The 20,269-nt window shown below is 69.7% G+C and carries 20 protein-coding genes, 1 tRNA gene and 2 pseudogenes; 12 read left to right on the top strand and 11 right to left on the bottom strand.

From position 1 onward, the window contains the following. Positions 1-21 precede the first annotated feature (21 nt). Positions 22-1,188 (top strand): AI-2E family transporter, encoded by a 1,167-nt coding sequence (locus SY89_RS05095; RefSeq protein WP_054583395.1) that lies wholly within the window; start codon positions 22-24, stop codon positions 1,186-1,188. A 136-nt stretch (positions 1,189-1,324) separates the two neighbouring features. Here the strand turns inward: SY89_RS05095 and SY89_RS05100 are convergent. From SY89_RS05100 to SY89_RS05110, 3 genes are all read right to left on the bottom strand, one after another. Beyond that, positions 1,325-1,409 (bottom strand) — tRNA-Leu (locus SY89_RS05100). 67 nt (positions 1,410-1,476) lie between these two features. After that, complete coding sequence (locus SY89_RS05105) at positions 1,477-2,352, bottom strand: class 1 fructose-bisphosphatase (RefSeq protein ID WP_054583396.1); 876 nt, start codon at positions 2,350-2,352, stop codon at positions 1,477-1,479. Further along, positions 2,352-3,173, bottom strand: coding sequence for a class I fructose-bisphosphate aldolase (locus tag SY89_RS05110; protein WP_054583397.1), 822 nt, complete (start codon positions 3,171-3,173; stop codon positions 2,352-2,354). Before SY89_RS05110 ends, SY89_RS05105 begins: the two co-directional genes overlap by 1 nt. 99 nt (positions 3,174-3,272) lie before the next feature. Here SY89_RS05110 and SY89_RS05115 point away from each other — a divergent pair, with 99 nt between their 5' ends. The 6 genes and pseudogenes from SY89_RS05115 to trmY all read left to right on the top strand — a co-directional run bounded on the left by SY89_RS05115 (position 3,273) and on the right by trmY (position 9,288). Beyond that, on the top strand, positions 3,273-3,890 hold the full coding sequence (locus SY89_RS05115; protein WP_054583398.1) for a pyroglutamyl-peptidase I: 618 nt from the start codon (positions 3,273-3,275) through the stop codon (positions 3,888-3,890). A gap of 105 nt (positions 3,891-3,995) precedes the next feature. Next, a pseudogene (locus SY89_RS05120) lies at positions 3,996-4,587 on the top strand (DJ-1/PfpI family protein). Positions 4,588-4,742: 155 nt separating this feature from the next. Beyond that, positions 4,743-6,116, top strand: coding sequence for a M28 family peptidase (locus SY89_RS05125; RefSeq protein ID WP_054583399.1), 1,374 nt, complete (start codon positions 4,743-4,745; stop codon positions 6,114-6,116). A 274-nt stretch (positions 6,117-6,390) separates the two neighbouring features. Then, on the top strand, positions 6,391-6,825 hold the full coding sequence (locus tag SY89_RS05130; protein WP_054583400.1) for a universal stress protein: 435 nt from the start codon (positions 6,391-6,393) through the stop codon (positions 6,823-6,825). Positions 6,826-6,916: 91 nt separating this feature from the next. Then, positions 6,917-8,611: a gamma-glutamyltransferase gene (gene ggt / locus SY89_RS05135; protein WP_054583401.1), complete on the top strand. Its 1,695-nt coding sequence runs from the start codon at positions 6,917-6,919 to the stop codon at positions 8,609-8,611. Positions 8,612-8,691: 80 nt separating this feature from the next. Beyond that, on the top strand, positions 8,692-9,288 hold the full coding sequence (trmY, locus tag SY89_RS05140; RefSeq protein ID WP_054583402.1) for a tRNA (pseudouridine(54)-N(1))-methyltransferase TrmY: 597 nt from the start codon (positions 8,692-8,694) through the stop codon (positions 9,286-9,288). A 20-nt stretch (positions 9,289-9,308) separates the two neighbouring features. On the opposite strand, the gene SY89_RS05145 is transcribed toward trmY, so the two are convergent. From SY89_RS05145 to SY89_RS05155, 3 genes are all read right to left on the bottom strand, one after another. Next, the gene (locus tag SY89_RS05145; RefSeq protein WP_054583403.1) at positions 9,309-10,145 is read right to left on the bottom strand and encodes an RAD55 family ATPase; all 837 of its coding nucleotides are present in this window, start codon (positions 10,143-10,145) and stop codon (positions 9,309-9,311) included. A gap of 50 nt (positions 10,146-10,195) precedes the next feature. Continuing rightward, positions 10,196-11,161: a beta-ribofuranosylaminobenzene 5'-phosphate synthase family protein gene (locus tag SY89_RS05150; protein ID WP_054583404.1), complete on the bottom strand. Its 966-nt coding sequence runs from the start codon at positions 11,159-11,161 to the stop codon at positions 10,196-10,198. 161 nt (positions 11,162-11,322) lie between these two features. Beyond that, complete coding sequence (locus SY89_RS05155; RefSeq protein ID WP_054583405.1) at positions 11,323-11,808, bottom strand: DICT sensory domain-containing protein; 486 nt, start codon at positions 11,806-11,808, stop codon at positions 11,323-11,325. Between SY89_RS05155 and SY89_RS18120 the strand changes: the two genes are divergently transcribed. Beyond that, entirely contained in the window at positions 11,799-12,128 is a 330-nt protein-coding gene (locus SY89_RS18120; protein ID WP_054583406.1) for a hypothetical protein, read from the top strand. The two genes, SY89_RS05155 and SY89_RS18120, sit on opposite strands and share 10 nt — an antisense overlap. Before the next feature lie 172 nt (positions 12,129-12,300). On the opposite strand, the gene SY89_RS05165 is transcribed toward SY89_RS18120, so the two are convergent. Both SY89_RS05165 and arcS read right to left on the bottom strand, forming a co-directional pair. After that, positions 12,301-12,669: an SHOCT domain-containing protein gene (locus tag SY89_RS05165; RefSeq protein WP_054583407.1), complete on the bottom strand. Its 369-nt coding sequence runs from the start codon at positions 12,667-12,669 to the stop codon at positions 12,301-12,303. Positions 12,670-12,717: 48 nt separating this feature from the next. Beyond that, positions 12,718-14,474, bottom strand: a pseudogene (arcS, locus tag SY89_RS05170) (archaeosine synthase subunit alpha). An 85-nt stretch (positions 14,475-14,559) separates the two neighbouring features. Between arcS and SY89_RS05175 the strand changes: the two are divergent. After that, complete coding sequence (locus tag SY89_RS05175; protein ID WP_054583408.1) at positions 14,560-15,708, top strand: sensor histidine kinase; 1,149 nt, start codon at positions 14,560-14,562, stop codon at positions 15,706-15,708. Positions 15,709-15,804: 96 nt separating this feature from the next. Continuing rightward, positions 15,805-17,145: a glutamate-1-semialdehyde 2,1-aminomutase gene (gene hemL / locus SY89_RS05180; RefSeq protein ID WP_054583409.1), complete on the top strand. Its 1,341-nt coding sequence runs from the start codon at positions 15,805-15,807 to the stop codon at positions 17,143-17,145. On the opposite strand, the gene SY89_RS05185 is transcribed toward hemL, so the two are convergent. Continuing rightward, positions 17,142-17,564, bottom strand: coding sequence for a PIN domain-containing protein (locus SY89_RS05185; protein WP_054583410.1), 423 nt, complete (start codon positions 17,562-17,564; stop codon positions 17,142-17,144). The genes hemL and SY89_RS05185 overlap by 4 nt on opposite strands. Beyond that, positions 17,561-17,800 carry a hypothetical protein gene (locus tag SY89_RS05190; RefSeq protein ID WP_054583411.1) on the bottom strand — a complete coding sequence of 80 codons (240 nt, stop codon included), beginning with the start codon at positions 17,798-17,800 and terminating at the stop codon, positions 17,561-17,563. The genes SY89_RS05185 and SY89_RS05190 overlap by 4 nt, the downstream gene beginning before the upstream one ends. Positions 17,801-17,898: 98 nt before the next feature. On the opposite strand from SY89_RS05190, the gene hemC reads away from it, so the two are divergent. Both hemC and SY89_RS05200 read left to right on the top strand, forming a co-directional pair. After that, complete coding sequence (gene hemC, locus SY89_RS05195) at positions 17,899-19,047, top strand: hydroxymethylbilane synthase (protein ID WP_054583412.1); 1,149 nt, start codon at positions 17,899-17,901, stop codon at positions 19,045-19,047. Then, a complete protein-coding gene (locus SY89_RS05200) occupies positions 19,047-19,781 on the top strand; it encodes a uroporphyrinogen-III synthase (RefSeq protein WP_054583413.1) in 735 nt (244 codons plus the stop codon). The genes hemC and SY89_RS05200 overlap by 1 nt, the downstream gene beginning before the upstream one ends. 12 nt (positions 19,782-19,793) lie before the next feature. Here SY89_RS05200 and SY89_RS05205 read toward each other — a convergent pair whose 3' ends face one another. Continuing rightward, complete coding sequence (locus SY89_RS05205; RefSeq protein ID WP_054583414.1) at positions 19,794-20,249, bottom strand: nucleoside deaminase; 456 nt, start codon at positions 20,247-20,249, stop codon at positions 19,794-19,796. Between the last annotated feature and the right edge of the window lie 20 nt (positions 20,250-20,269).

Below are 20,269 nucleotides of genomic sequence, written 5' to 3' on the forward strand. Positions count from 1 at the left end.
AACCGCGATGTTGGCTCCCCCATGGACGAGAAACGGCTGGTCATCGCCGCGTTCGGCGTCGTCGTCACAGCCGTGGTTGGCTTCCTCGCCTACCAGTTCATCGCGCCGTTGACCGTGTCGATCTTCCTCTACTACTCGACACGGCGGTACTTCAAGTTCCTCCGGCGGCTCCGGCTGCCGGCGCGAGTGCGTGCGGTGGCCGTGCTGGCCTCCCTGGCGGTCCCGCTGATCCTGCTCATCAGCTACGCGACGGTGCTGCTGGTGATCGAGGCGCGGGCGTTCGTCACGGAGTACTCCCTGCTCGAGGTGGCGGCGACGAACGTCGACTGGCTCGGCGGCGTCGACGAGATCCCGGCGTTCACGGTCCAGGGGCTGTACGAAGCCTACCAGTCGGGCGATCTCTCGCCGTTCATCGATTTCGCGAGCACCCACGCGGAGCTGCTGACCTCACTGATCTCGGGCTTTTTCCTCAACCTCTTCGTCGTCGTCATCGTCACCTACTACCTGCTCGTCGACGGCCGCCGGATCCGCGACTGGCTGCTCCGGTTCGACGACGACGCGATAATCCGTGAGTACCTCGAGGCCGCCGACCAGGAGCTGGAGTCGGTGCTGTTCGGCAACCTACTCAACGTCATCGCGATCTCGCTGATCGCCATCGCCGCCTTCACCAGCTACAACGCGTTCGTTCCCACCCCCGCCGAGGTGCCCTACCCCGCACTCGCTGGGACGCTGACGGGCATCGCGAGCCTGATCCCGGTGGTCGGGATGAAGATCGTCTACCTCCCGCTGACGGGGGTTGCCGCGCTGCCGATCGTGCTTGGCGGCGACAGCTCCCACCTCGCCTACGTCGTCGCCTTCCTCGCGGTCGCCGTCGTCGTCGTCGACACGATTCCGGACATCCTGCTGCGACCGATCCTCAGCGGCGAGAACACCCACGTCGGGCTCCTGATGCTCGCGTACACGCTCGGCCCGGTGGTGCTGGGGTTCTACGGGCTGTTCTTCGCGCCGATCGTGCTGGTGATCGGGCTGACGTTCGCCCAGACGGCGCTCCCCCGGCTGTTGGGCGCCGACGAGGACGACGGTGTGTCCGCGGAGCAGATGCGACTGGGTGACTTCGGCGTCTCGACCGACAGGAGCGTTCGGGACCGCGTTCGGGCGGCGGCGGCGAAGCCGTTCCAGCGCGAGTGAGCAGTAGGTCGTGAAAACGGTACTGGCTGCAGTGGGCGGGACCGGATTCGAACCACGAGAACTCACTACGTTCGTTCTCTGCGCTTCGAACCCTCACGTGGCGCATACACGTCTCTCACGTTCGTTCGAGACGGTATGCGCGGGACCGGATTCGAACCGGCGGACCCCTACGGGATAGCGTCCTAAGCGCTACGCCTTTGGCCTGGCTCGGCAACCCGCGCGCACCAACACGTACGACCCAATCGCGGTAAGAAACTGTCGTTCGTTTCCGCGCCGGCGGCGACGTCCTCAGTCCGCCAGCGCGGCTTCCAGCCGGTCGACGTACCCCGTGTTCCCGACGTGAACTGGCACGCGCTGGTGGAGCTCCGTCGGCTCGACAGCCAAGAGCGACTGCTCGCCGTTCGACGACGCCCCGCCAGCGGCCTCGATGATCTTCGCGATCGGCGCGCCCTCGAACTGGAGCCGGAGCTTCCCGTTCGGCGCCGACTCCAGCGCGGGGTACGCGAAGATCCCGCCGTAGGAGAGCACCTGGTTCACGTCGCCGACCATCGCGCCGCCGTAGCGGAGTTTCAGTTCGGTTTCGACCTCGCGGGCGTAGTCGTGGAACGCGTCGGGCCAGTCCGGCACCCGGCCGCCGAAGCCGTACACCACCGGCTCGTCGGGCAGTTGCACGTCCTCCTCGACGGCCGTCATCTCGCCGCCGTCGACGACGTAGGTGGTGACCGACCCCCTGCGGGCGACGGTCATCGTCGTGATCGGGCCGTAGAGCACGTACGCCGCGGCGACGAGTTCGGTGCCAGCGGCGGGCAGGGAGTCGTCGGCGACGCCGACGATCGTCCCCATCGCGTTGTTCGAGGCGAGGTTCGAGGAGCCGTCGAGCGGGTCGATCGCGACCGCGACCCGCCCGTCGCCGGGCTCGCCGTCGCCGGTGTCCGCGACCGCCTCGCGCTCCTCGCTGGCGTACTCGACGACGCCGTCGATGGCGCCCAGCGCCTCGAAGAACAGCTCGTCGGCGTGGACGTCGGCAGCCGTGACGGTCTCGCCGGAGGGGTTCTCGACGCCCGCCTCCGTCAGTCGGCGGCCCGGGAGCCCGCCGCGAACGTCGGGCGCGACCGCGGCGACCGTCTCGAGTACGTCGTCGACGACCGACTCGTGGGGCGCCATCAGTCGAGCGTCGCCTGCTCGCCGTGGCTCTCGACGGCGGCCAGCGCCTCCTCGACCGACGTTTCCTCGAAGATGACCTTCTCGAGGCCGTCGAGCAGCGCCTCGGGGTTCTCACGCTGGAACACGTTCCGGCCGACGGCCAGCCCCTTCGCGCCGGCGTCCATCGCCTCCTTCACCGTCGAGAGGAACGCCTCGTCGGACGCTTTCGAGCCGCCGGACATCACCACGTCCGTCGACGCCGCGGCGTCGCAGGCGTGGGCCATCGCTTCGGGGTCGCCGGGGTACTTGATCTTCGCCACGTCGGCGCCGAGTTCCAGGCCGAGGCGGGCCGCATAGGAGATCGTGCCGGGCTTGGTGTCGTTTTTGACGCCCTGGCCGCGCGGGTAGGACCACATCACGACGCCCATGTCCTTGTCGCGGGCGGCCTCCTGTGCGTCGCGGAACTCCTCGGCCATCTCGACCTCGTGGTTCGAGCCGCCGTACAGCGTGAAGCCGATCGCGTCGGCGCCGAGCTCGTCGGCGTACTCGACCGACCAGTTCACCGCCGAGTCGTGCTCGCCCATCCAGAGGTTCGAGGTGCCGTTGAGCTTCGCCAGCAGGTTGACCTCGTCCTCGTAGTCGGGGTAGTGGGCCTCGGCGACGCCCTTGCCGACCGCCAGCGCGGTGACGGCGTCGTGAGTCGCCACGTCGAACACGTGCTCGGGGTTCATCGACTCCGGCACCGCCTCGAAGTCGACGGGGCCGTGTTCGAGGCCGTGGTCGTACGCGAGGATCAGTAGTTTGCCGTCACGGGAGATGGGGTCAGTTGCACCGGGGATCATATCCGGCGTTCGGGCGACTCGACACAAAAAGCTATCCAACGGCCGGTCCGAATCGCCCCGACCGAAAGCTCGAAGCCGGCGGGGACCTCCCTGACGCGTATGACCCTGCTCTGTACTGGCTACGAGCCGTTCGGCGATCACGACACCAACCCCAGCCGCCAGGTCGCCCGCGAACTCGACGGGGAGACCGTCGCCGGCCACGACGTCGTCGGCGCCGTCCTGCCGGTCGAGTTCGACCGCGTCGCCGACGAACTCGCGGCGCTGATCGACGAGCACGACCCCGCGGCCGTCGTCGCTACGGGGCTGGCCGCCGGCCGCACGACCGTCAGCGTCGAGCGCGTCGGCATCAACGTCGACGACGCCGTGACGGTGCCGGACAACGCCGACGACTCGCCCCACGACGCCCGGATCGAGCCGGCGGGCGCCGACGCGCACCTGTCGACGATCCCGGTCGTCGGGAGCGTCGAGGCGCTGCTCGAGGCGGGCATCCCCGCTCGCGTCTCCAACTCCGCGGGCACCCACTGCTGTAACCACGCCCTCTACAGCCTGCTCGAGAACCACGACGTGCCCGCGGGGTTCGTCCACCTGCCGCTGACTCCCCAAGGCGCCGTCGCCGAGGCCGAAGCGCCCGAGCGCGGCGGCGGGGTGCAGGCCTCGCTACCGCTCTCCCTGCAGGTCGAGGGCGTCCGGACGGTGCTCGAGACGACAGTAGCCTAGCTCGGTCGGCACGCGAACAGCCACGTTCCAGCCCGTAGGCGCCGATTACTCGGCGAACCCGACACAATAGCTAAGAGCGCAGCGAACCAACTCACGTTCGTAATCATGTCAGAGAAGAAGATACTGGAGATCGTCGGCGACTTCGTCGAAGATTACGAAGTGATGGTGCCGTATCAGGCGCTCGAGATGGTCGGCCACGAGGTCCACGCGGCGTGCCCCGAGAAGGACGAGGGTGACGTGGTCAAGACCGCCGTCCACGACTTCCGTGGCGACCAGACGTACCTGGAGACGCGCGGCCACGACTTCGGCGTCGACGTGGCGCTGGAAGAGATCGATCCGGCGGACTACGACGCGCTGGTCGTCCCCGGCGGGCGCCCCCGAGTACCTGCGGTCGTACGACTCGGTGATCGAGACGGTCCAGCACTTCTTCGAGGCGGACAAGCCAGTGGCCGCGATCTGTCACGGCCCGCAGATCCTCGCGGCCGCCGGCGTGCTTGAGGGCCGCGAGATCACGGCCTACCCCGCGGTTCGTGCGGAGGTCGAACGAGCCGGCTGTTCGTGGGTCGACGGGACCGTCCGCGACGGTAACCTCGTGACCGGACAGGCCTGGCCCGACCACCCCGAGTGGCTGGCGACGTTCCTCGACGTGCTGGGTACGGATATCGATCACGCCGATCCTGTAGCCGCGGACGACTGAGCCTGGCGGCCAGTTGCCCGCGGGTCGCTTCGTCGCCGGCGGATCCGCCGCCGGCTGCTCGCGGGACCGTCGGTCCCGCGTTGCTCCCCGCTCGCTCTTCCTCGCGATTTCCGCCTTCCGCATCCCTTTATCCCGGCGCCGTAACAGGACCGTCCATGGTCCATCTACCCGACGCCGTCGTCGGCGACGCACAGACGAGCCTGTTCGCCTGGAACCGGCTCGAGGAGCTCGTCGACGTGGGCAACCGCATGGCCGGCCAGCAGGGCGAGGCAGCCGGCGCAGAGATCATCCACGAGGCGTTCGAAGACGCCGGGCTCCGGAACCCTCGGATCGAGGAGTTCGAGATCCCCGGCTGGTGGCGTGGCGACGCCTCGCTGACGGTCGAGTCGCCCCACGAGCGCACCCACGACGGGAGCCACCAAGTCGTCGCGCTCCCGGGCACGCCGGCCGGCGAGGCGTCGGCGCCGATCGTCGACGTGGGCGACGGCACCTACGAGGAGTTCGAAGCGAAAAGCGACGACCTCGACGGCGCGATCGCGATGGCCTCCAGCGACACGCCCGAGCACGCCGACCGCTGGCTCCACCGGATGGAGAAGTACGTCAACGCCGCCGACCACGGCGCCGTCGCGTTCGTGTTCCGCAACCACATCGAGGGCGCGCTCCCGCCGACCGGCGAGGTCGGGTACAACAATCGTCCCGGCCCGATCCCCGCAGTCGGCGTCAGTAAGGAGGTCGGCGCGCGCCTCGAGCGCTACGCCGCCGAAGACGACTGCGAGGTCACCGTCGACGTGGACTGTCGGAACGAGCCCGCGACCTCCCGGAACGTGGAGGCGCTGGTGGGTCCCGAGGGCCCCGACGAGGGCGGCGAGGCGGACGAGGTGCTCGTGACGGCCCACGTGGACGGCCACGACATCGCCGACGGTGCCAACGACAACGGCGCGGGCTCCGTTCTCGTCGCCGAGGTCGGGCGTCTGCTCTCGCAGGTCGAGGACGATCTCGACAGTCGAGTTCGCCTGGTGACGTTCGGCTCCGAGGAGATCGGCCTGCGCGGCGCCTACCACTGCGCGGAGACCACCGATCTCTCGAACGTCAAATGCGTGATCAACTTAGACGGCGCCTGTAGCTCCCGGAACCTCCGGGTGGGGACCAACGGCTTCGGCGAACTCGGCGAGCTGTTCCGCTCGGTCGCCGACGACTTCGACGCCCCCATCTCGACCGGCGACACCATCTCTCCCCACGGCGATCAGTGGGCGTTCGTCCAGGAGGGCGTGCCGGCGACGATGACCGGCACGACCTCGAACCAGTCGGGTCGCGGGTGGGGCCACACCCACGCCGACACGCTGGACAAACTCGACTCCCGAGACCTGCGGGACGTGGCGACGCTGGTGACCGAAGCGGTCTACCGCGCCGCCCGGGACGGGTTCGAGGTCGAGGCCCGCAGCCGCGAGGAGACCCGCGACGCCATCGACGAGGGGTACGTCCAGGAGCTGAAGATGGGCGGGCGGTGGCCGTACGAAGACGACAACTGAGCCACGGCGCGAGACCTGCCGCCGGCTCCGTCCGGCGGCCGCGGAGCTTGATGCCGTGGCTCTGGGACTGGTACCAACGGCGCGCGACCGCTCGCGACCGTCGTGTCGCGAGCATAGAGCTTGAAGCCGTGGCTCTGTGACCTGTACCCAACGGCGCGAGACCTGCCGCCGGCTCCGTCCGGCGACCACGGAGCGTGCTGCCACCGGCCGACTGAGTTCCCGTCACGTGAGACCGCCCGGTAGCTTTTCGACGCCAGGCGCCGACCACTGAGGCATGTCGAAAACCGTGCTGGTCCCCGTCGATGGATCGCCACAGGCAGACGCCGCGCTCGAGCACGCGCTGTCGCAGTTCCCCGAGGCGGAGATCGTCGCCCTGACCGCGATCGACCCCGTCGCCGCCGGCTACGCGTCGACGCCCGGCCCGGACGGCGGCGGCTACCCCGGCGAGTGGGTCGAACAGGCGAACGAGCGCGCGGACTGGATCCTCGACGAGGCCGTCGAGACCGCCGCCGACGAGGGGCGGGAGATCGACACCGTCCGCGTGAACGACCGCCCGGCGCGGGCCATCGTCGACTACGCCGAGGAGGAAGCGATCGACCAGATCGTGATCGGCAGCCACGGCCGGACGGGCGTGACCCGCGTGCTGCTCGGCAGCGTCGCCGAGAAAGTGGTCCGGCGGTCGCCCTGCCCGGTGACGGTCGTTCGGTAGCGAACGGCGTCCCGCAGTCGGTCGGGGTCCCGACCCCGGCAGAGCCCGCCCGGTCCTGTCCCTTTTTGCGTCCGCTTCCCCAAGCCCGCGTATGTCTGAGCCGGACCTCGACCGATTCACTTCTCGCCGTTCGACCGTCTACGGCGCCGAGGGCGTCGTCGCGACGAGCCAACCCCTCGCCTCGCAGGCGGGGATCTCCGTCCTCCAGGACGGCGGCAACGCGTTCGACGCCGCCGTCGCGACCGCCGCCGCGTTGAACGTCGTCGAGCCCACCTCGACCGGGCTGGGCGGCGACGTGTTCGCGCTGTACAAGACCGCCGACGGCGACGTGGGCGCGATGCGCTCCTGCGGGGGCGCCCCCGCCGACGCGACGCTCGAGAACGTCCGCGAGGCCGTTGCCGAGCAAAGCTCGGCAGCCAACCAGACGCAGTCTGGTGACGTCGCCGATGAGTCAGACGAGGAGATCGACCCCGAGGAGGCGGAAATGCCCCAGACCGGCGCGCAGGCCGTCACCGTTCCCGGAACCGCCCGGGGCTGGGAGCTGACCGCCGAGGAGTTCGGCCGCAAGGAGCTCGGGGAACTGCTCCAGCCGGCGATCCGCTACGCGACCGAGGGGTACCCGGTCTCGGAGGTCGTCTCCGCGCAGTGGCAGCACGCCGAGGAGCTGTTCACCGACGATCACGCCCGCGACGCGTTCCTCTTCGACGGCGAGGCACCGAGCACCGGCCAGGAGGTCACGCTCCCCAAACTCGGCGCGTCGCTGGAGACGATCGCCGAGGAGGGCGCCGACGCGTTCTACGAGGGCGAGATCGCCGAGAAGATCGCCAACGAGGTGCAGTCCAAGGGCGGCTTCATGACGACCGAGGACCTCGCCGACTTCGAGCCCGAACTCCTCGACCCGGTGTCGACGACGTACAACGGCGCCGAGATCTACGAACTCCCGCCGAACAACCAGGGGCTGATCGCGCTGGAGGCGCTCAACGTCGCCGAGGAGATCGGCGCCGGCGAGTACGACCTCGATTCGCCCGAGCGCGTCCACTACTTCGCCGAGGCGATGAAGGTCGCCTTCGCCGATGGTCACCACTACATCACCGACCCCGAGTACGAGGACCACCCGCCGCTCGGGTCGAAAGAGTGGGCCCGGAAGCGCGCCGAACTGATCGGCGAGGAGGCCAACCACGACGTGAGCTTCGGCGTCGAGGGGAGCAACGCCGAGGACGCCGACACGGTCCTGCTCTGTGTCGCCGACGGCGAGGGGAACGTCGTCTCGTTCATCAACTCCCGCTTCGCCGGCTTCGGCTCCGGGCTCGTCGCGGGCGATACGGGGATCGCACTCCAGAACCGCGGCGCCTCGTTCTCGCTCGACGAGGACCACCCGAACCGCATCGAGCCCGGCAAGCGCCCGTTCCACACGCTGGTGCCGGCGATCGCCGACTTCGCGGCCGACGACCCCGAGACGGAGGACTGGGCGGCCTTCGGCGTGATGGGCGGCTTCATGCAGCCCCAGGGCCACCTGCAGGTGATCGCGAACATAGTCGACTACGATCTGCCGCTGCAGGCCGCGCTCGACCTGCCCCGCTGGCGCTACCGCGAGGACGGCTCGCTGGCCGTCGAGGAGCGGATGGACGCCGACGACGAGCTGCTGACGAAGCTGACCCGGAAGGGCCACGAGGTACAGGTGCTCTACCCCGGCCTGTTCGGCGGCGCCCAGATCGTCCGCAACGAGGACGGCACGCTCTCGGGGGCGACCGAGCCACGGAAGGACGGCAACGCACAGGGGTACTGAGGAGCCGAAGCCGGCCGATCGTCGCCGGCTCCCGCCGGGAAGCGGAACCCCTTCCACCCGGAAGCGCCGATGGGTGAAATATGCGCCAGTTCCTCGTCGTCGGCCACGACGCGCCGACGGAGCCCGACTTCTCGCTCGACGACATCGCCGGCGGCGCCGGCCGGCTCGACGTGCTGTGTCGCTGTGTCAACTCGGCGTTTTTCCTCTCACACGACCTCAGGACGGACGTACAGGTCCACCTCGTGCTGTCGGACGAGTACACCGTCTCCTTCGACGGCGCCGCCCTGCGGCGGCTGAACCCCGACGAGCGCTCGACGGCCGCCCTGATCCGCGGCGCGCTCGAGGAGAAACGGGAGGCGATCGGCCACCAGCCGGTCGAGACGAGCCCCGGCGTCTCGCTCTACCGCATGGGGTTCGCGGACACGGTCGAGCGCGTCGCCCGGGACGCGACGGTCGTCCAACTCCACGAGGACGGCGACCCGCTCCCCGAGGTCGAGCCGCCCGAAAACCCGCTGTTCGTGCTCTCGGACCACCACGACTTCGGTGACGCCGAGGCGGATCTGCTGGCCGACGCTGCCGATCGCCGGGTCCGCGTGGGGCCGAAACGGCTCCACGCCGACCACACGATCACGGTGGCCCACAACTACCTCGACACGGACGGGTACGAGCGTTACTGACGGGAGAGAGCGTCGACCAGCTACCTGATCTTCCGCACGTCGCTCACGTCGAAGCCGCCCTCGTGGATCTCGGTCTCGAACCGGACGATGTTCTCGGCCTCCAACTGCGAGAGCACGCCGCGGAACTGTCGGACGACCATCGTCCGGGCGCGCTGGGAGCCGCCGGACTCCCAGGTGAACTCGAACGTGCCCTCCACGGCGTCCATCAGGTGGCCCATCTCCGTCGGCGTGAGCGTGTCGCTGTTGACGAGCAGGATGATCAGGCCGTCCCACGTGTGGGAGGCCTTCGTCAGCCCGCGGATCACCGTCGTGATGTCGTTCCACTCCACCTCGTCGCCCATCGCGCCGACCAGGTCCGAGACCGAGTCGATCACGACCAGGTTCCCGGCCGCGTACTCGTTGAGGTAATCCCCCAGCGCCCCGAGCACGTCGTCGGTCGCTTCGGCTTTCCCGAGGTCCTCGATCGTCTGGGCCTCGCCCATGTACCACTCCCGGGGGATGGGCGAGAGCTGGAAGTACTCCGGCGAGAGATCCCGGAACTGGATCGCATCGGTCGCCGCCTCGACGATCTCGTCGGCCATCGTGTGCTCCATCTCGCGGGCGATCTCGTCGGAGTTGGCGGTGAAAGAGACGTAATGAACCTCCGACGGCACCGCGGACTTGCCTGGTAGATCCCCGTAGTAGAGGTCGAACAGGTCAGGGTCGGCGTCGTACAGCGCGTTCATCGCCGCCGCGGTGTGGGCGAACTCCCGGCCCCCGGCACCGGACTCGCCCGCCGCGAGCAGAGTGCTCCCCGGCGGCGCCCCGCCCCGGAGGATGCTGTCGATGCGCGCGATGCCGAACGGTAGCCGCTCCATGCACGTTCGAGGGCTCGCCGTCCGTATAAAGGGTTCCCGTGTCGCGGGCGCTACGGGTCGATCGACGCGCCCCGGTTGTGACCCTCGGCGACGAACACGTCGCCGTCGACGCCCGCGGCCGCGAGCGCCTCTCGGCCGGCCGCCCGCGCCGCGTCGGCGTGGGCAGCGTCGGTGACCCCGTAGACGATCGGCCCCCACGACGACTGGCCGGCGCCATACACCGCGGCCGACCCCGAGAGCGAATCGACGAGGCTCCCGACCGGCGGCCGGTAGGTGCCGCCCTGCTCGTCGGCGTACCACGCGCCGTTGAGTCGCCCGACCTCGCTCACCGCGTCGCCGAAGCGGGCGGCGTCGCCGTCGGCGATCGCGGGCAGCACCCCACGGACGACGACGCCCGCGACGCGGTCGGCCAGCTCCGGGTCGGCGTCGGTCACCGCCCGGCGCATCGCGGCGTCCTCCTCGTCACCGCTCCGGCCCGCGGCCGCGTCGGGGACGACGACGAGGAACCGCCAGTGGTCCGGGATCGGGTGGCGGGTGGCGACCGGCGGCACCTCCCACTCCCCCACGGCGGGCGCGTCGGACGTGAACAGCGCGGACGGGTGGCCGGCGTCGAGCACGAACCCGCCCTGCTCGAAGGCGGCGATGCCGATGCCCGAGCGCCCGCCGCGGCCGAGTTCGGGCGCCCGTTCGCGGGCGGCCGGCGCGCGGCCGTAGGCGCGAGCGATCGCCGACAGCACCGCGAGCGCCAACTGCGTCCCGCTCCCGAGGCCGGCGTGTCTCGGGAGGTGGCTCTCGACGGTCACCGCGGCGCCCGGGACGGAGAGCAACTCACAGACGCGTTCGGCGTACTCCGCGGCCGCGTCGTCGGCGCACTGCACCGTCTCGGCCGTCGTCGCCTCGACGACCAGCCGCGGCTGGTCGATCGCGACGCCCAGCGCCCCGTAGAGGCGGTCGTGTGCCAGCGAGAGGTTGCCGAAGCCGAAGTGGAGTCGCCCGCTCGTCTCGACGCGTGCCATCGTCCGTGTCTCTCGCTCCGTGACCTTCGCCGTTTCGGCAGTGGCTTTGCTGCTAGAACTTCGCCGTCCGTACGGGTCGCACCCGTGACTTGCCGGAAACGGAGGGCTGAACGCCCGCCACTGGTCGGTCGCGGTCCCGTTGCCGCTCCCGCAAGGCGCGGTTACGCCCCCTCGAGCGTATCCAGGATGTCGCCGACCAACGACGGGTCGTAGGTCCAGAACCCTCGGTAGCCGTCGTCGTGTTCCCGTGCGACCAACGCACACCGCTGGCTCTCTTCGGTCCCGCCGTCGAAGGCCATGAACCAGTACGGCGCGAGCGTCCCCGCCGTGTCGCGGTGGTAGGTCACGTTCGGGATGGTCGGGGGCGACCAGTCCGGTTGGCCGTACACGTGGATGTCGAGGTCAGTCTCCGCCCCCAGGCGCTGATACGCCTCAGTCTGGGGCTCGAACGCCGACAGCGACTGGAACCCGACTCGAAGCGTCCCCCGACCGACCTGCCAGGCCCGGCTTTCGAACTCCCGGCTGGTCGCCTGGAGCTGTTGCCGGTCGAGCGTCGCGAACACAGTCCCGTCGAGTACTTCCAGTAACGCACGGTAGGCTTCGCCGACGTCTTCGGGGTCGCTGGGGCGGACGATCGGTGGTTCCAACAACACTTGCAGATCGTCCAGGTCGATCCCCCGAGGAACCGCTCGCCGTCGTAGATCTCCACGAACGGCTCCGGGTCGGTCGACGGGAGATCCCGACGTTCGACTGTCACGTTCCGCGTGGCCAACTGGTCGGCGACGTCGACCGCCTCGTCGCTGTAGACGACGAACCGCTTCTGACGGCGTTCGACCTCCTCGATGAACTTTTCGAGCATGGTTACCGGAGCCCCCGGTGTGGCTGTCTGCGACTCGCGTGGTGGGTCGCATCGTGTTTCGGCCTCGATCGCGACCCGGAGGAGTCCCCGGACTGGTTTTGGGCATGAGTACACAATAGTCAAAGCTAATAGTCAACGTTTCTTAAATTTCCGCGCTGCCACGTCATGAATTCAAGCAGCCGCCGGTCTCGTGGTCAGCCTCGGTCGGGAGAGCGACGGACACTCCGGAAGCGATGAACCGCGTCCGGGGTCGGACCGAGAGATCGTGTGGCTCCGTCCGTTAGCGCTCCCTGACGCGCTCGCGGTCTCGCTCCCCGGCCGCACCAGCGTTCCCGTCGTCGACTGCGGAGCGCTCGGCTCGTTCGGTCTCCAGGAGCCGATCCAGCCGACGCTCGAACTCGGATTCGGTCAGTTCACCGCGTGCGTAGCGATCCCTGAGCGTCGCCACGGGGTCGTCGTTTCCGGCGGGAGCGTCGCTCCCGTCATCGTAGTACGTGAGGATCGCCAGCACCGGGGCGACGAGGAACCACCCCACGATAGTGATGACCGCGGGGAGCGCGCCGAGGGAGAGCACTGCGGTGAGCGCCGCGAGCCCGAGCGTAACCACGAGCACGAGGGCGATCCCGGGAACCGATTTGAGGGGGACCATGACGAAAGGACAGGAAGGATTGTTGAAAAGTCTACCGCGACGGCATCGCTACAGCTCGTCCACGTGCCGCGTCTCGACCGCGATCCCCCGCGTCGACTCCTGCATCTCCGCGCCGAACATCGATGCCCGGCCGACGCCGAACGCCTTCGGGCCGGAGACGATCACCTCGTCGCCGGTGCGGATCGAGTCGTCGGCGTCGACGACGCCCGGCGCGAGCACGCTGCCGTGCGGGACGAACTCGTCGATCTCGACGACCTTGCTCGGCGCGTCGCTCTCGGCCCACTTCCGGGCGCCGGCGGTCGTGAACGAGAGCACGCCGTAGTTGGGCACCATCGTCGCCAACTGCTCGCCCTCGGTGTCGCGGACCTGGATCTTGGGGTAGCGACTGGTGGTCTGGATCTCGTCGCTCGGGAACAGCGCCGCGCCGGCGCCCTCGCCGAGCTGGTAGTCGGCCATCGCCCGGACGATCCGGTGCTCCCGGGTCCGCTTCTGGTAGGCTTCTTCGCCCTCCAGCGCGCTGGAGAGGGCGGCGAGGGACTCGTCGGTCGTCGGGTGGTCGGCGACGGTGTACTCGAACTCGGCGTCGACGGCGGCCTCGACGGTCTCGCAGATGTCGGTGTAGCCGCCCGGCGGGACGTGGGCGATGACGCGGTCGTACTCGTTCCGTTCCAGGTAGCGCCGGAGGACTGTCGAGACGAACTCCTTCTCGTCGGCGCTCCAGCGGCCGGTGACGACGGTATCGTACTGCTGGGCGGGGTAGGTGAGCTCCAGTTCCTGGGGCACGACGCCGATGGGCGAGGTCATCGACGCGAGGTGGCCGCGCCACTGGATCGCGTCGTGGAACTGCCGGTGGCTCTGGGACTCGCTGTAGGGCTTCGTCGCCGAACAGGGCACCAACACGAGCGGGCCGTCGAACTCGGTTTCGTAGCGCTCGGTCACGCGCTCGGCGAAGCGCTGGATCTCCGGCCGCCGGATGCTGTCGCCGCTGGCGGCGGCGAGCTCGCTGTCCCGGACCACGGGGGTGCGCTCCTCGACGTAGGCGTACTGCTGGTCGAACTCCCGGAACGCGGCGGTGAGCCACTGCTCGTGGCGGGCCTGCCCCTCGATGTAGTCCCGGAGGCGCCCCTCGCGGATCCGTTCGCGCACCACGCGGAGTTCGGTCCGCAGTGCGTTCACGTTGTGCTCGGCGCAGTCACGCGGGCCGAACTCCTCGATCGGCTGCTGGCAGGCCGAACAGGAGCAGGGAAGCTCCCGCAGGTCCTCGAGGAAGCGCTCCCCTCGCTGGTGAGATAGAACCCCTCCGCGCCGCGAACTTTCGCCTTCTTCGCGTCGACGAGGTCGACGCCGGCGTAGACGAGCGTGGCGACGTTCCGGGGCGTCGCGACGCCCGAGAGGTAGAGCGCGGTGTCGGCGGGGATCGCCTCGCGGGTGCGGACGATCGCGTCCTTGAACGCCGACGCGTGGCCGACGAACCCGTTGGCGTCCGAGAGGAGGTAGGCGTCCGCACCCACGTCGCGGGCCTCCTCGCTGGAGACGACGGCCGCGCTCGGGGCGTCGATGTCCGGGTGGTCGACGCGGAACGACTCCCGGACGGGCTCGCGGGTGCCCGGCGGGAACGCGCGGTGGGGGAGCACGGTGAGGCGGTCCTCGGCGCCCGCGGGGAGTTCGCGCTCCTGAGCCCACAGCGAGCCGGCGTCCTCGACGTGATCGTCAACCGTCGCCGGCGTCGTGACGGGGTCGGCGAGGCGGAGTTCGCCGAGGCGGGCGGCGCCGTCGCGCCCGTGCACCTCGAAGTACTCGGTCATGCCCGGAACTGGCGCCGGGAGGGCCTTATCCCGTTCGTTGTGACGGCGTCGGTAGCTTGATGCGGCCAGTGGGCCACGACCCGCTATGACCGAAACCGGGGGCACAGGGGGTATCGTCGACGCGATCCTTCGGGAGGTCGGGTTCAACCCGGCGGTCGAGTCCGACCGGGAGCCGGACCGTGGAACGGTGCGAGCCGTCGCGAGCGCGATCGTCGTGCTGACGGGAGTCGTGCTGCTGATCCCGAACGTCACGGTGCTGCTGACGTGGCCGATCGAGCCGGTCGGGACGGTGCTGTCGCTGCTCGGGACCGTCGTCTCGACCGGCCTCGTCGCGGCGGGATACAGCCTCTACCACAGCAACTTCAGCAACCGCAACGCGATCCGGATCGCGATCTGGAACGTGCTCGGAATCGTCGTGCTCGGCGCCGTGATGGTCGGGCTGTTCGCCTACCAGCGCAACGCCGGCGCCGCACCCGTCGATCAGACGTTCACGATCGCGAACCTGCTGGCGATCGGCGCCGCGGCCCACGTGATCATCGGCGTCTACGACGCCCGACGTATCCGAGCCGAGGAACTGGCGGCCGAGCGCCGGAAGCTGGCGGTGTTGAACCGCGTCCTCCGGCACAACCTCCGAAACGAGGCGACGGTGATGCTGGGCCACGCCGAGCACATCGCCGCGACGGCCGACGACGAATCGGTCGCCGCTTCCGCCGAGACGCTCACGCGCCACGTCGAGACCGTCGGCGAACTCGCGAACGAGGCCGACACGGTGATGAGCATCTACGAACGCCGCGGCCAGCAGTTGGAGGATCGCTCGGTCCGCGAGGACGCCACGGCAGCGGTGCGCGCGGTCGCCGAGGAACATCCCGCGGCGGAGCTCTCCGTCGACGTGCCCGAGGGGCTGGCGGTCCACTCCGACCCGGCACTCCCGGACGCGCTGCGAGAACTGGTCGAGAACGGCGTCGTTCACGGCGCCGACGAGCCCACCGTCTCGGTCCGGGCTGTCCGTGAGGACGACTGGATCGCCGTCGAGATCCGCGACGACGGCCCCGGGATCCCCGAAGCGGAGTACCAGATCGTCACCGGCGACAGCGAGATCACCCAGCTCACCCACGGCTCCGGGCTGGGGCTGTGGATCGCGCAGGCGGTCGTCGACGCCGCGAACGGCCGGCTCGACTTCGGCGCCCCGGAGTCGGGCGGCGCCGTCGTCACGCTGCGGCTGCCGCCGGCCTGAGCGGCCGCGGTTCCCGTCCGGGCGCCTGCCGTCCGAACCCGGCCTGGCCCGCCGAACCCGTTAGCTTCTTTCGCCGGCCGACCCGACCCCTAGTACATGAACCACGAGCGCTCTGGCGACCTCTACGACCGTGCGCTGTCGGTGCTGCCCGGCGGCGTCAACTCCTCGGTGCGGGCGGCGATCGAGCCGTACCCGCCATTCGCCGACCACGGGGAGGGAGGCCACCTGATCGACGCCGACGGCAACCGCTACGTCGACTGGGTGATGGGGCTGGGCCCGCTGCTGCTGGGCCACGACCTGCCCGAACAGGTACAGTCCGAGATCCAGCGCCACGCCAGCGCCGGCCCGATGTACGGCATGCCGACCGAGATCGAGGTCGAGCACGCCGAGTTCGTCGCCCGGCACGTCCCGAGCGTGGAGATGCTGCGGTTCGTCAACTCCGGCACCGAGGCGACGGTGTCGGCGACGCGGCTCGCCCGCGGCTACACGGGCCGGAACAAGATCGTCGTGATGCAAGGCTCCTACCACGGCGCCAACGACTCCACCCTGGTCGAGGGCGACGTGGACGAGCGGGGGCCCTCCACCGCCGGGATCCCGGCCGAGTTCGCCGAGCACACGATCCCGGTGCCGTTCAACGACCCCGAAGCCGCGACCGAGGCGTTCGAGAAACACGGCGACGACATCGCGGCGGTGCTCGTCGAGCCGATCCTCGCGAACAAGGGGATCGTCCACCCCGTCGACGGCTACCACGAGACGCTGCGGGACCTCTGTGACGACTACGGCTCGCTGCTGATCTGGGACGAGGTGATCACCGGCTTCCGCGTCGGCGGCCTCGGCTGCGCCCAGTCGAAGTTCGACATCGACCCGGACGTGACCACGTTCGGGAAGATCATCGGCGGCGGGTTCCCCGTCGGCGCCATCGGCGGCAAGTCCGAGATCATCAGCCAGTTCACCCCCTCCGGCGACGTGTTCCAGGCCGGGACGTTCTCGGGCCACCCCGTGACGATGGCCGCCGGCCTCGAGACGCTGCGCTTCGCCGCCGAGAACGACGTGTACGAGCACGTCAACAGCCTCGGCGAGAAGCTCCGGAGCGGGCTGACCGAGATCGTCCGCGAGCAGGCGCCGGCGTACACCGTCGCGGGCACCGACTCGATGTTCAAGCTGATCTTCACCCGGGAGGGGCCGGCGGACGTTTCGGACACCTGTTCGGGCGGCTGTCAGCAGGACGAGAGCTGCCCGCGGTTCGACTACTGCCCGAAAACCGGCGCCGACGTGGCCGCCGTGGAAACCGACCGCTGGCGCCGGCGCTTCTGGCCGGCGATGAAGGAGCAGGGGATCTTCCTCTCCCAGAACCAGTTCGAGTCGCAGTTCGTCTCCTACGGCCACACCGAAGAAGACGTCGAGGAGACGCTCGCGGCGTACCGCGAGGCGCTCTAGGCGTACTCTTCGATCTTCAGCCCGTCCACGCCGGCCTGCTCCTTGATCCGGCGTCGGAAGTCACCATCGTCGGTAACGACAGGCTCCCCGACGTGTACTGCTGTCGCGGCGATTACTGCGTCTGCGGCGCCGACGCCGCTATCGTTCGGGTCGGCTGCCTGTACCCGGCCTTCGATCTCGCCAGCCTGCTTCACGATCGCGTCCGTCGTCTCCGCCCGTGGCAGCCCGTCGAGTACACGTTCGAACTTCCGTCGATTGGGTTCCGTTTCGGAGCCCTTGCCGACGGCCGTCCACAGTTCGAAGAGGACGACGTGCGGGACTCGTCGGGGGAGCCCTTGCTCCTCGATCTCTCGGGCTTTCTCGATTGCTTCGGGTCGGTTGGCGTCGATGTCGATCAGGAAGTTCGTATCCAGAATCACGTCTCCCGCTCCGTGAGATCGGTCAGTGAGACCTCGTCAGCGTCGGCAGTGCGTTCGAGAGCAGCTTTCCGCTCAGCGGCGCGTTCCTCATCGTACTCCCCGCCCTCGGCGAGGTCGAGCAGCGAAACGTCGTCGATGAGCCGGTCGACGGTCTCGGAGACGGTCTCACCCTCACGCTTACGGGCCATCACTCGCTCGTACAGGTCGACATCGAGGCGGACGCTCTTGGTCGGCATGCGTATACGTTCGTGTACGAGCCGTATCAGCGTTTCGTCGCGGTCGGTGTTCGGCGGCGAACGCACCCCTTTTCCCCACCGGTCGCCCAGTTCCGGCTATGAGCACCGACAGGACCCTCCGCCTCGCCACGCGCGGGTCCGACCTCGCCATGCGACAGGCCGCGTTCGTCCAGGAACGGGTCGGGACCCGGCGCCGGCCCGTGGAACTGGTCGAGATCGAAACCGAGGGCGACCGGATCCAGGACGAACTGATCGCCGACCTGGGTCGGATCGGCGCGTTCGTCCACGCGCTGGATCAGGAGGTCGTCGACGGCGACTGCGACGCCGCGGTCCACTCGATGAAGGACATGCCCACGGAGTTCGCCGAGGGGATGGTCGTCGCCGCCGTCCCCGAGCGCGCCGCCGCGGGCGACCTCCTGGTGACGAAAGACGGCAGCTCACTCGACGACCTCCACGAGGGTGCCGTCGTCGGCACCTCGTCGCTGCGCCGGACCGCCCAACTGCTCCACGCCCGGCCGGATCTCGACGTGCGGCCGCTGCGCGGGAACGTCGACACCCGGATCGAGAAGCTGCTCGCCCCCGAACTCCAGCGCGAACACGAGCGCCGGATGGACACCGAGGAGGCGGCCGAGAGCAAGGAGATGCGGGAGTACAACATCGACCCCGAGGGCGTCCTCGACGACGAGAACGAGGATCTCGACGAGCCCGACGACGCCGACGACGGGTTCGACGAGACCGTCGAGGAGTGGTTCGACGGCCTCTCCGAGCTCGAACGCGGCGCGCTCGGCCAGGAGTACGACCACGAGTACGACGCGCTCGTGCTCGCCGAGGCGGGGCTCGAACGCAGCGGCCTGCGCCACAAGATCGGGACGAGTCGCCTCCCGATGGACGAGTTCGTCCCCTCGCCCGCTCAGGGCGCCATCGCCGTCACGGCACGCGACGAGGACACAGTCTCGCGACTCCGCCAGAAGCTCGACCACGCGCCGACCCGCGTCGCCGTCACCGTCGAGCGGACCGTGCTCGCCGAACTCGGCGGTGGCTGTGTCGCCCCGCTGGGCGTCCACGCGACGGTCCAGGGCGACACCGTCACCGTCCGCGCCCAGGTGCTCTCGACCGACGGCACCGAAGTGGTCGCGGAGAGTCGCGACCTGCCGATCGAGACTCACGTCGTCGCCGCCGAGTCGTTCGCCGCCGATCTCGCCGAGCGTGGCGCGGCCGACCTGATCGCGGCCGCAGCCGACGAGTAATGGCTCGCCCGCGCGTCGCCGTCTTCCGCCCGGACGACGAGCGCATCGACGACGCCGCCGCCCTCCTCGACGAGCTCGGCGCCGAGCCGGTGCCGGACCCGATGTTGACGGTCGAGCCGACCGGCGAGACGCCGCCGGACGCGGAGTTCGTCGTGCTCACGTCGTCGACGGGCGTCGACATCCTCGCCGACGCGGGCTGGGCGCCCGGCGACGCGACGCTGTGTTGTATCGGCCCCTCGACGGCTGACGCCGCCGAGGCGGCCGGCTGGACCGTCGATCGCGTCCCGGAGCAGTACGACTCCGCGGGGATGGTGGCGGAACTCGAGGACGACGTGGCCGGGAAGACCGTCGCGCTCGCGCGCTCGGATCGGGCGAGCGCGAACATGCCCGAGGGGCTGCGCGCGGCGGGCGCCGTGGTGAGCGAGACGACGCTCTACCGGCTGCACCGTCCCGAGGACGCCGGCGAGTCGGCCGAGTTGGCCGCCGAAGGGCGGCTGGACGGCGCGGCGTTCACCTCCTCGGCGACTGTCGAGGGGTTCCTGACGGCGGCCGAGGAGCGCGGGATCAGCGACCACGCGCTCGCGGGGCTGAACGACGCCGTCGTCGGCGCCATCGCCGAGAGCCCCGCCGAGACGGCTCGCGATGCGGGTATCGAGGTCGACGTGGTGCCCGACGAGGCCGACTTCGAGGCGCTGGTCCGCAGGGTCGTCGAGCGGGCGACGCGACGGGAGTAGCGCTCGGGCCGCTCAGCGGTGTGCGTCGTGGAGTTTCTCCCCCTCGGCTTTCAGCACGTCCGGGATCACCCGCACGTCGCTGCGGCCCATGTCGAACACCTCAGTCGAGGAGAGCAACGGCTCGGTACCGTGGATGGCTGCGGCGCGCTCGCCCGAGACGCTGTAGACGACCGCCCGGAGGCCGGCGATGTCGATACCGCCGGCACACATCGGGCAGGGCTCCGTCGAGGTGTACATCACCAGTTCGTCGGCGTCGTCGCGCTCGGCCGCGGCCCGTTTCGCGAGCGTGAGTTCGGGGTGGGCCCGGAGGTCGTTCTCGGTCTCGATCCGGTTGCCGGCGGTCATCACCACCTCGTCGTCTTTCACCAGCACGGAGCCGAACGGGTCGTCGCCGCGGGCGGTAGCCTCGCGGGCACAGTCGAGCGCGTCGCGCATGTGTGACTCGTGGTCGAACGCGTCGAGATCCATACCCGCGGCTGGCGGCGACG

The sequence above is a fragment of the Halolamina pelagica genome (assembly GCF_001307315.1).
GTDB classification, from domain to species: Archaea; Halobacteriota; Halobacteria; order Halobacteriales; family Haloferacaceae; genus Halolamina; species Halolamina pelagica_B.